The organism is Carnobacterium sp. (assembly GCF_040274425.1).
This window is the reverse complement of the sequence record NZ_JBEMBC010000015.1, coordinates 40,350-50,089: the sequence shown is the minus strand read 5'-3', so window position 1 is coordinate 50,089 and position 9,740 is coordinate 40,350. Positions and strand designations below refer to the sequence as shown.

9 protein-coding genes are annotated in these 9,740 nt (G+C 34.8%); 6 read left to right on the top strand and 3 right to left on the bottom strand.

Going from position 1 to position 9,740, the window contains the following annotated elements; translation table 11 throughout:
* Positions 1 to 195: 195 nt before the first annotated feature.
* A complete protein-coding gene (locus ABS911_RS04915; RefSeq protein ID WP_350466585.1) occupies positions 196 to 477 on the bottom strand; it encodes a DUF1827 family protein in 282 nt (93 codons plus the stop codon).
* A gap of 137 nt (positions 478 to 614) precedes the next feature.
* Between ABS911_RS04915 and ABS911_RS04910 the strand changes: the two genes are divergently transcribed.
* Positions 615 to 1,988 (top strand): TrkH family potassium uptake protein, encoded by a 1,374-nt coding sequence (locus ABS911_RS04910; protein ID WP_350466584.1) that lies wholly within the window; start codon positions 615 to 617, stop codon positions 1,986 to 1,988.
* Positions 1,989 to 2,082: 94 nt separating this feature from the next.
* Here ABS911_RS04910 and ABS911_RS04905 read toward each other — a convergent pair whose 3' ends face one another.
* A complete protein-coding gene (locus ABS911_RS04905; protein WP_350466583.1) occupies positions 2,083 to 4,326 on the bottom strand; it encodes an ATP-dependent Clp protease ATP-binding subunit in 2,244 nt (747 codons plus the stop codon).
* A gap of 203 nt (positions 4,327 to 4,529) precedes the next feature.
* Between ABS911_RS04905 and ykzS the strand changes: the two genes are divergently transcribed.
* From ykzS to ABS911_RS04885, 4 genes are all read left to right on the top strand, one after another.
* The gene (ykzS, locus tag ABS911_RS04900; RefSeq protein WP_350466582.1) at positions 4,530 to 4,715 is read left to right on the top strand and encodes a protein YkzS; all 186 of its coding nucleotides are present in this window, start codon (positions 4,530 to 4,532) and stop codon (positions 4,713 to 4,715) included.
* A 169-nt stretch (positions 4,716 to 4,884) separates the two neighbouring features.
* Positions 4,885 to 5,151, top strand: a complete 267-nt coding sequence (locus ABS911_RS04895; protein WP_023177356.1) for a phosphocarrier protein HPr — start codon at positions 4,885 to 4,887, stop codon at positions 5,149 to 5,151.
* Positions 5,151 to 6,872: a phosphoenolpyruvate--protein phosphotransferase gene (gene ptsP, locus ABS911_RS04890; RefSeq protein WP_350466581.1), complete on the top strand. Its 1,722-nt coding sequence runs from the start codon at positions 5,151 to 5,153 to the stop codon at positions 6,870 to 6,872. Before ABS911_RS04895 ends, ptsP begins: the two co-directional genes overlap by 1 nt.
* Positions 6,873 to 6,998: 126 nt before the next feature.
* Positions 6,999 to 7,880: an NAD(P)-dependent oxidoreductase gene (locus ABS911_RS04885; RefSeq protein ID WP_502880498.1), complete on the top strand. Its 882-nt coding sequence runs from the start codon at positions 6,999 to 7,001 to the stop codon at positions 7,878 to 7,880.
* An 84-nt stretch (positions 7,881 to 7,964) separates the two neighbouring features.
* Here ABS911_RS04885 and ABS911_RS04880 read toward each other — a convergent pair whose 3' ends face one another.
* Positions 7,965 to 9,146, bottom strand: a complete 1,182-nt coding sequence (locus ABS911_RS04880) for a pyridoxal phosphate-dependent aminotransferase (RefSeq protein WP_350466580.1) — start codon at positions 9,144 to 9,146, stop codon at positions 7,965 to 7,967.
* A 178-nt stretch (positions 9,147 to 9,324) separates the two neighbouring features.
* Between ABS911_RS04880 and ABS911_RS04875 the strand changes: the two genes are divergently transcribed.
* A complete protein-coding gene (locus ABS911_RS04875; RefSeq protein WP_007723100.1) occupies positions 9,325 to 9,558 on the top strand; it encodes a YkuJ family protein in 234 nt (77 codons plus the stop codon).
* Positions 9,559 to 9,740 lie beyond the last annotated feature (182 nt).

The following is a 9,740-nucleotide window of genomic DNA, read 5'->3' as shown; positions in this document are numbered from 1 at the left end:
GACTTATGCACATAGCATAAGTCTAAAACAAATATGTTTTTATTTTTTACACTGTCTACTTGACAGGGACCAGTTCAGAACGGCTTGTTTTTTTTTGATTGTGAAAATGATAAGTATCCTTAAAAGAGTGCTTGAAATAAAAGGTAGTAACCATTAAAGTTGAACTGTGGCTTTAATGGTTATATATGAAAAAGATTATTTGTAAACAGGAATAGATAGTTCAACAATATGTGGTGCATGCAAGATATCAACATTGTCTAATGTTGTTTCAAGTATATTTTCTATCGCAAAGCTAATTTCCGCATTTTTTATACTGCGCACTTTGTTTAGTAAAAGAACATCTTTATGCGTTGGAGCACCTGAATAAATAACAGTAGTCGGACCTAGAGAAAAAACTTTCACAAAATTAGCATCAGTATTTTCTAGTTGTTCCATCACTAGTTCAGAATGATTATTTGTAACGTCTATTAGTTTCATAATCTTTCACCTCTTCTATACCGGTTAGGTTACAAATATTATATAATTAAAAACACAACAATTCAAAACATTTTAACTTCTTAGTCAGTACTAGTTGAGAAAAGATAACGTTGATACATCATAAGGAGGTTAGTTTTTTGAATATTTATAAATTTATAACTCGGTTGTCTAATCAATTTTCGTCTATTCAATTGATTGTGTTGTATTATTTTATTGTCGTCATAGCTGCTAGCATCCTTTTGGCGTTACCTATATTTAGGAACCCGGGGATGGAACTATCTTTTATTGATTTGATTTTTACAGCCGTTAGTACTGTTAGTGTAACAGGGCTAGCTACAATTAATTTGGGAGAAACCTATAATTTAGCCGGTGTGATTCTTATGCAATTTTTATTTATGCTAGGAAGTTTAGGGGTAATGATGGTTTCGACTTCCTTTATGCTCATTAGAAGAAAAAAGGTTTCCTTAAAGCAGCGACAACTTATCATGACAGATATGAACCAACCCAGACTGAGTGGAACAGTTCGATTGATACGTAATACTGTGCTTATAATTCTAGGATTTGAATTTATTGGCGGTTTGATTTTAAGTACTTACTTTTTCTTTTTTTCAAACTGGCCATTAAAAGAAGTTCTATTCCAAGGATTTTTTACGAGTTTTTCAGCAGTTGCAAATGTCGGTGTAGATCTTACAGGGCAAGTGTTGATTCCTTTTCATAATGATTATTTTGTTCAATTCATTATTATGCTGTTGATCATTGTAGGTGGAATCGGTTTTCCAGTATTATTAGAAATTAAAGATTTTTTACAGTATCATAAAATGAAAAAGATGTTGCCTTTTCGTTTCTCTTTATTTACTAAAATTACAGTCTTTTCCTTCTTTATCTTATTATTCGGTGGAGCGATTTGTATTTGGTTGTTAGAATACAATCAGTTTTTTAAAGGAATGTCGTTTACAGAAAGTGCTTTTTATTCTTTCTTTTATTCGGTCACTACTAGAAATGCAGGTCTAATGACAACGTCGTTAGGTAATTTTAGTGAAGGAAGCTTATTGCTGTTTTCTATTTTGATGTTTATTGGAGCAAGTCCTAGTTCTGTAGGTGGTGGTATACGAACTACTACGTTAGCAATTGTGATGGTTTACTTAATTTCTTTTATTAGAGGACATGATCAAGTTTCGTTATTTAAGCGTCGCATTGAGCGAGACGATGTTCAAAAATCGATTACGGTTTTTATTTTATCTATGGTTTTGTGTCTATTTAGTATCATGGTGTTAAGTGTCAGTGAATCACATGATCTGATTACGCTTATTGTAGAGGTGACTTCGGCGTTTGGAACAACCGGATTGTCATTAGGCATAACGCCTACTCTTACAGTGGTAGGCAAATTGATTATTATTGTGCTGATGTTTATTGGAAGAATAGGAATGTTGTATATGTTGATGCTGTTGGTTCCTAAACATAAAGATGATAAAAATTATCATTACCCAACTGAAAAAATCATTATAGGATAAAACCAATAAAAGAGATCACGATCAAGTAATGAAAACTTGATCGTGATCTCTTTTTATTTTTAATTACTACTCATTATTCTAGTTACAACTAGGATTAATCTGCAGTGTCTGGTTCTTCAACTTCTTCAACAGTAGGTTCTGCTAAATCAGTTTCTTTTGCTTCTACAATAAGATTTCCTTCTTGATCTGTTTTTGCCACTAATTCTTTTACAGAAGGATAATCAAGATAAAAATCAGCAATACGATCTTCAATTTGTTCTTGGATGACACGACGTAAAGGACGAGCGCCTAGTTTTGGATCATAGCCTAATTCGACTAATTTTTCTTTAGCTGACTGGTCAACTTCTATGGATAGACCTTGATGTTCGAGCATATCATTCACATCTGCTATCAATAGATCTACAATATACAATAAGTTTTCTTTTGTAAGTGAGTTAAATTCAACGATTCCATCAAAACGGTTAATAAACTCAGGTTTGAAGTAATCCGTTAAATGATTTAACACAGATTTTTGAGTACCAGAAGCGGCAGCACCAAAACCAACACTTGCTTCTACATTACCAGTACCCGCATTACTTGTCATAATAATAATGGTATCTTTGAAGCTCACCGTACGTCCTTGAGCATCGGTTAATCTGCCATCGTCTAAAATTTGTAGGAACATATGCAAAACATCTGGATGAGCTTTTTCAATTTCATCTAATAAAATGAGACTATAAGGATTGTGACGGACTTTTTCAGTCAACTGACCTGCTTCATCATAGCCAACGTATCCTGGAGGGGAACCAATCAATTTAGAGACACTATGTTTCTCCATATATTCACTCATATCAAAACGGATATAAGCGTCCTTACTACCGAAAAGTTCTAGCGCTAATTGTTTAGCTAATTCAGTTTTTCCGACCCCTGTAGGACCAACGAAAAGGAAAGAACCGATTGGACGATTTTTACTATTAAACCCTATTCGATTCCTACGTATTGCCCTAGAAACTTTTTCAATTGCTTCGTCTTGTCCAATAACATTTTTCTTCAAATCTTCTCCTAGATTGCGCAATTGTTCTTGTTCTTTTTCCTTTAATTCGCCTACTGGAATATTTGTTTTCATTTCAATGATTTCAATCATATCTTGTTCCGTTACAGTAGGTTCATCTGAATCTGGTTTTTGCTGATCGCGCATGGTAGCGAATTTTTTAGCTTGATCACGGTAGAAAGCAGCTTTTTCATAATCTTCTTGCTGTAGAGCTAATTGTTTTTGTTGAGCAGCTTCTGCGATTTTATCTTCTAATTGTTTAGGATCAACGACTTGTATCGTTAGGTTCTTTTTAGAACCTGATTCATCTAATAAATCGATTGCTTTATCCGGCAAAAAACGATCCTGAATATAACGATTAGAAAGGTTTACGGCGCTTGTGATTGCTTCATCCGTGTAATGAACATGGTGGTAATCTTCATATTTTTTTTGCAACCCTTTAAGAATGGTAATCGTCTCTTCAACAGACGGTTCGCTTACACGTACAGGTTGCATACGACGTTCCAAAGCAGCGTCTTTTTCAATTGTACGATACTCTCTTAAAGTTGTTGCTCCAACCATTTGCAATTCACCACGTGCAAGAGCGGGTTTCAGCATATTTCCAGCATCCATACTTCCTTCTGCACTTCCGGCTCCAACAATCTCATGAACTTCATCAATAAATAAAATAATTTGTGGGTTTTTCTTTAATTCATCCATTAATTGTTGCATCCGTTCTTCGAATTGTCCACGAATACCAGTTCCTTGAACTAATGAAGCGACATCTAATCGAATAACTTCTTTACCTAATAATTTTTGAGGAACATCACCGTCAACAATTTTTTGTGCTAAGCCTTCTACAACAGCAGTTTTACCAACACCAGGTTCTCCGGTTAAGACAGGATTGTTTTTAGTACGGCGATTTAAAATTTCAATTACGCGTTCAATTTCCTTGTCGCGCCCTATAACTGGATCAATGGCACCTGATCGAGCAGCTTCAGTTAAATTTGTTCCATATTCACCTAAAAGACCAGGTTTCTTATTAATAGGTGGCTGTCCTCCAGAACCGTTTTGAGTGGGAGGGAAGTCAGGATTATTTTGTTGGAAATTATTGTTTTGTGCATTTTGCATCGAACGGAAAAATTGATCTAAGTTACCAAAACCAAATGGGTCTTGTGGTGTGCGACTGTTTCTAATTTCTCCACGATTTTGTGCATCTTTAATAAGTTGATAACAATTTTGGCAAACATCTAATTGGCCTTTTTGACCATTCATATTGGTGTATAAATGAATAGTTGCTTCGCGTTGGTTACAATTTTGACATAGCATTTCAGCACAACCTTTCATATAATCGGTTAGTTAAGAAAATAAAAGACCAAGCAATTAATTGACCATTACTGACCTTTCATGATTAACATTATACACTGACCTTTTTTTGCTTTCAAGTAATTGATACTATAAATTTTTAGTAGTTTCCATTAAACTATTGATATTCAAGATAAATAAAAAATAAAGCAAGGATGTTTTTAAAAATGACAAAAGAAGAACTGCAAATGAAGATGGATGAATTAGTTCAAGGTAAAGTTGATAATATAACAATTGAAAAAAATGATTTTATGGTTTTTCGCGAAATTTGGATTAACCATGAAAAAAAAGACCAGATTATTGGAGAAGCTCTGCATAATGGAAATATCATTTATCGGTATAGGTCAAACTAAAGAGTAGCAAATCAAAATTAGGAAATAATAGTTGTTTAAATGAGCGAAAAATGGTATTCTAGTAAATTGTAAGGGCTGTATCAAATGTTTTACTGAAAAAGAATGTTATTGACAGTTAAAACTGGATGTAGTTCTCAAAAATAATATTTATTAAAGGGGATTTTTAATTATGGAAAAACGCGAATTTCACGTAGTAGCTGAAACAGGTATCCATGCACGTCCAGCAACATTATTAGTACAAACAGCAAGTAAATATAGCTCAGATATCAACTTAGAATACAAAGGTAAATCTGTAAACTTAAAATCAATCATGGGCGTTATGTCTTTAGGTGTTGGCCAAGGAGCTGACGTAGTTATCTCTGCTGACGGTTCTGATGAATCTGAAGCTCTTGCAGGAATCGAAGAAACAATGAAGAAAGAAGGCTTAGCTGAATAATGGTTGAAAAATTAAAAGGGATCGCAGCAAGTGACGGTATTGCAGTAGCAAAAGCTTACTTACTAACTGAGCCCGATTTAACTTTCAACAAAATTTCAGTTGAGAACTCTGATTCAGAAATTGACCGCTTAAAATCGGCATTAAACGAAGCATCAAAAGAACTTGAGATCATTCGATCTAAAGCAGCAGAATCTTTAGGCGAAAAAGAAGCCCAAGTTTTTGATGCTCATTTAATGGTTCTTTCTGACCCAGAATTAATCGGGAGCATCGAAAGCTCAATCGTTGACAATAGAATCAATGCAGAGAGTGGTTTGAAAGAAGTAACAGATATGTTTATTGGTATGTTTGAGGCCATGGAAGATAACCCTTACATGCAAGAACGTGCAGCCGATATCAAAGATGTTACTAAACGAGTATTGAGCCACTTGTTAGGTGTCAAACTTCCTAATCCTTCAATGATCGATGAAGAAGTGATTGTGGTTGCACATGACTTAACGCCAAGCGATACTGCTCAATTAAATCGTCAATTTGTAAAAGCCTTTGTTACAGATATTGGTGGACGTACATCACATTCAGCTATCATGGCTCGTTCGTTAGAAATTCCTGCAATTGTAGGAACGAAAGAAATCACTTCTTTTGTTAAAGAAGGAGATCTTATCATCATCGATGGTTTAGAAGGTGATGTAATCGTTCACCCTGAATCAGCAGATGTTGCAACTTACGAGACAAAAGCAAAAGCTTTTGCTGATCAAAAAGCTGAGTGGGATAAATTAAAAGATGAACCAACAATAACTGCAGATGGAAAGCACATTGAACTAGCTGCAAATATTGGGACTCCAAAAGATCTAGTGGGAGTAAAAAGCAACGGCGGGGAAGCTGTTGGATTATACCGTACAGAATTCCTTTATATGGATTCACCTGATTTTCCTACAGAAGAAGCTCAGTTTGAAGCCTATAAAGAAGTTTTAGAAGGTATGGAAGGCAAAGCTGTTGTTGTTCGCACAATGGACATTGGTGGCGATAAAGAATTGCCTTACCTAACATTGCCACATGAAATGAATCCTTTCCTAGGGTACCGTGCAATTCGTATTTGTTTAGCACAACCGGACATGTTTAGAACACAATTACGTGCATTATTACGTGCGTCTGTTTTTGGACAATTACGTATTATGTTCCCGATGATTGCGACTTTGCAAGAGTTCCGTCAAGCTAAAGGAATGCTTATGGAAGAGAAAGCTAAATTAGTAAGTGAAGGCGTAGACGTTTCAAATGATATCGAAGTTGGTATCATGATTGAAATTCCTGCTGCTGCTGTTATTGCAGATAAATTTGCTAAAGAAGTTGATTTCTTCAGTATTGGTACAAATGATTTGATTCAATACACTATGGCTGCTGATCGTATGAACGAACGCGTTTCTTACCTTTACCAACCATATAACCCATCAATTTTACGTTTAATCAAAAATGTTATTGATGCTTCTCATAAAGAAGGAAAATGGACTGGTATGTGTGGAGAAATGGCTGGAGATCAAACAGCTGTGCCACTTCTTGTAGGATTAGGACTAGACGAATTTTCTATGAGTGCTTCAAGTATTCTTAAAACACGTAGTCTAATGAAACGTTTAGATACAAAACAAATGGCTGAGTTAGCTGATAAAGCAATCAATGATTGTGATACTGCTGATGAAGTTGTAAAACTTGTTGAAGCGTACACTAAATAAAGACAGTTAAGCACAAGAATCTAGTTGATTCTTGTGCTTTTTTTGTAGGTATTTCATTAAAATGAATGCGTTCTACGTATTAGAACTGATATACTAGAATCAAATAAGTTAAGGGAGAGGATGCAAATGACAAAAACTATTGGATTTATTGGGACTGGGGTTATGGGTTCTTCAATTGTCAAACACTTATTAGCGGCTGACTATGCCGTAACAGTATACAACCGCACGAAGAGTAAGGCGGATGAATTGATTCAGTTAGGAGCTAAATGGGCTGACTCACCAGCTGAAGTAACGACTAAGAGTGAAATTGTTTTTACAATTGTTGGGTATCCGCAAGATGTAGAACAAACTTATTTTGGCGAAAAAGGAATTTTTGCAACAGCAACCCAAAAACATATTTTAGTGGATATGACAACAAGCACACCCACATTAGCTCAAAAAGTGTATCAAGAAGGTAAGGAACGAGGAATTGAAGTTCTAGATGCTCCCGTATCTGGAGGAGACCTAGGTGCTAAGAATGGAACGTTGACCGTTATGGTTGGCGGAGAAGAAAGTACCTATAAAAAAGTAGAATCTATATTTAACACATTTTCTGCTAAAGTCAATTTACAAGGTGGAGCGGGCAGTGGACAGCACACAAAAATGGCGAACCAAATTATGATTGCCGGTACAATGATGGGAATGGCAGAACTTTTAGCCTATGCTAATGCTGCAGATTTAGACCTTGACAAAGTATTGGATACTGTTGGAGGAGGAAGCGCACAAAATTGGTCATTATCGAATTACGGACCAAGGATTCTTAAAGAAGATTATACAGCAGGTTTTTTTGTAAAACACTTCATCAAGGACTTGAAAATTGCGTTAGATGAGTCTGAACAGATGGATTTAGATTTGCCTTCTACACGTTTAGCCAAACAACTATATGAAGAACTAGCGCTAAATGGTTTTGAAAATGATGGAACACAGGCTATTATTAAGTTATGGTGGCCAGAAGGAAAACGCCCATAAAAAAAACATTAAAAAGAGAAATAAAAAAACACATCAGACCTAAGTATCATTTGCTTATGGACTGATGTATTTTTTTATGAAAGATTATAAAGTTTTCGTATGAAAGGCCATATAGCTCTTCAATCGTTTAACAGCTTCTACTAAGTTTTCCATACTGGCAGCATAACTTATACGGATGTAACCTTCACCGGCATCTCCAAAAGCTGAACCGGGAATTAAAGCTAGCTTATTTTTTTCAGCTAAATCCACACAAAAATCCATACTATTTTGGATGTGCTTTTTCGGAATTTTTGCAAAAAGATAAAAAGCGCCATTGGGACGTGCTACTTCAAATCCTAATTGAATCAATTCTTCAAAAAGATAATCTCTTCTCTTCTGGTATTCTTTTTTCATAGGAAGGGCATCATCTATTCCGACAGTTAAAGCAGCTAAAGCAGCTTTTTGAGAAATAGAAGTGGCGCACGTAACTAAATATTGGTGTACTTTAATAATTTGTGCAGTAAGTTCTTTTGGCGCAAAGATAAACCCAATTCTCCAACCGGTCATGGCATGTGACTTTGAAAGACCATTAATCACAATGGTTTGTTCTCTTAAGTACTCGGCAATAGAGACGTGCTCATTGTCGTAAGTTAATTCACTATAAATTTCATCGCTAATAACAAATAGGTCATGTCTTTTTAGAACATCAGCAAGAGCTTTAATTTCTTCTCGAACGTAAGTTATACCAGTTGGGTTATTTGGATAGTTTAAAATAATTGCTTTTACAGAGGTACCATGTTCTGTCATTACATCCTCAATCATCTGAGGAGTTAAGACAAAACCATTTACACTTGTGTCAATAAAAATAGGTGTTGCTTGGCTTAAAGTGATCAAAGGTTCATACCCAGGGAAAATAGGGGAAGGCACTAAAATTTTATCGCCTGGGTTTAAAATAGCTAATAAAGAAGCGGAGATAGCCTCAGTAGCACCAATGGTTACTAAAACTTCATTTGTAGGATCGTAAGAAAGAGTATATTTCTTTTTAAGAAACTCAGAAGCTGCCACTCGTAGCTGAATATCACCAGCCATACCTGTATAATGTGACTCATTGTTGTTAATAGCTTCTATAGCTGCTTCTTTAATATGATCGGGTGTATTGAAGTCTGGCGCTCCTAAAGTTAATTTAAGCATGCCTTCTATTGGTGACACACGTTCATCAAATTTTCGGATATCTGAAACTTCAATTTTATAGACTTGATTGTTAAAGTGCTCTTGTAATGAATTCATTAATTTGGTGCCCCCTTTTCGATAATGTATTTCAACTATATTAACATAAGTTCTTTCAAAGATTCGACTTTTTTTGTATAAAGATTATTTTTTTATGAAAATAGAGTGAGTTTAATGTCTTTTATATAAAATTCTGGTAGAATGATTACTGAGTTAAGTTTGAAAGGGGCACGAAACTATGACAACTTCACAATTAGTAGGAATTATTCGCCGATTGGAAGCTATGCTAGAAGATACAGAAAGTGAAGTTCAAGTTCGTCGATTTGAAAAAGAAGGAAACGAACGTTGTGTTATTACTTATGATGCAAAAACTGAAACATTTGAATTATTAGAGACTTCTACTCAACAAGTTTATCAATTTGATGATGTAGACTTAGTTGCTATGGAAATATTTGAATTACTTCAAGATTAAAATAGCCTGTTAAAGACATACGAAAAAATTCTTTCAAGAATTTTTTCGTATGTCTTTTTTTGTTTATTTTCAAGCTAGTATTTTTTTTAATATTCGTTATACTAGTAATACGTATAATTAAAAATGTATGAGATGGAGATTGCTTAAACCTCATAAATAACGGGAAATAATTTAGCTAGAAA

What these genes read in the sequence shown, in the direction of transcription:
- ABS911_RS04915 (WP_350466585.1), bottom strand. Translation starts at nt 477, where the DNA reads ATGAAACTAATAGACGTTACAAATAATCATTCTGAACTAGTGATGGAA.
- ABS911_RS04905 (WP_350466583.1), bottom strand. Translation starts at nt 4,326, where the DNA reads ATGCTATGTCAAAATTGTAACCAACGCGAAGCAACTATTCATTTATAC.
- ykzS (WP_350466582.1), top strand. Translation starts at nt 4,530, where the DNA reads ATGACAAAAGAAGAACTGCAAATGAAGATGGATGAATTAGTTCAAGGT.
- ABS911_RS04895 (WP_023177356.1), top strand. Translation starts at nt 4,885, where the DNA reads ATGGAAAAACGCGAATTTCACGTAGTAGCTGAAACAGGTATCCATGCA.
- ptsP (WP_350466581.1), top strand. Translation starts at nt 5,151, where the DNA reads ATGGTTGAAAAATTAAAAGGGATCGCAGCAAGTGACGGTATTGCAGTA.
- ABS911_RS04885 (WP_502880498.1), top strand. Translation starts at nt 6,999, where the DNA reads ATGACAAAAACTATTGGATTTATTGGGACTGGGGTTATGGGTTCTTCA.
- ABS911_RS04880 (WP_350466580.1), bottom strand. Translation starts at nt 9,146, where the DNA reads ATGAATTCATTACAAGAGCACTTTAACAATCAAGTCTATAAAATTGAA.
- ABS911_RS04875 (WP_007723100.1), top strand. Translation starts at nt 9,325, where the DNA reads ATGACAACTTCACAATTAGTAGGAATTATTCGCCGATTGGAAGCTATG.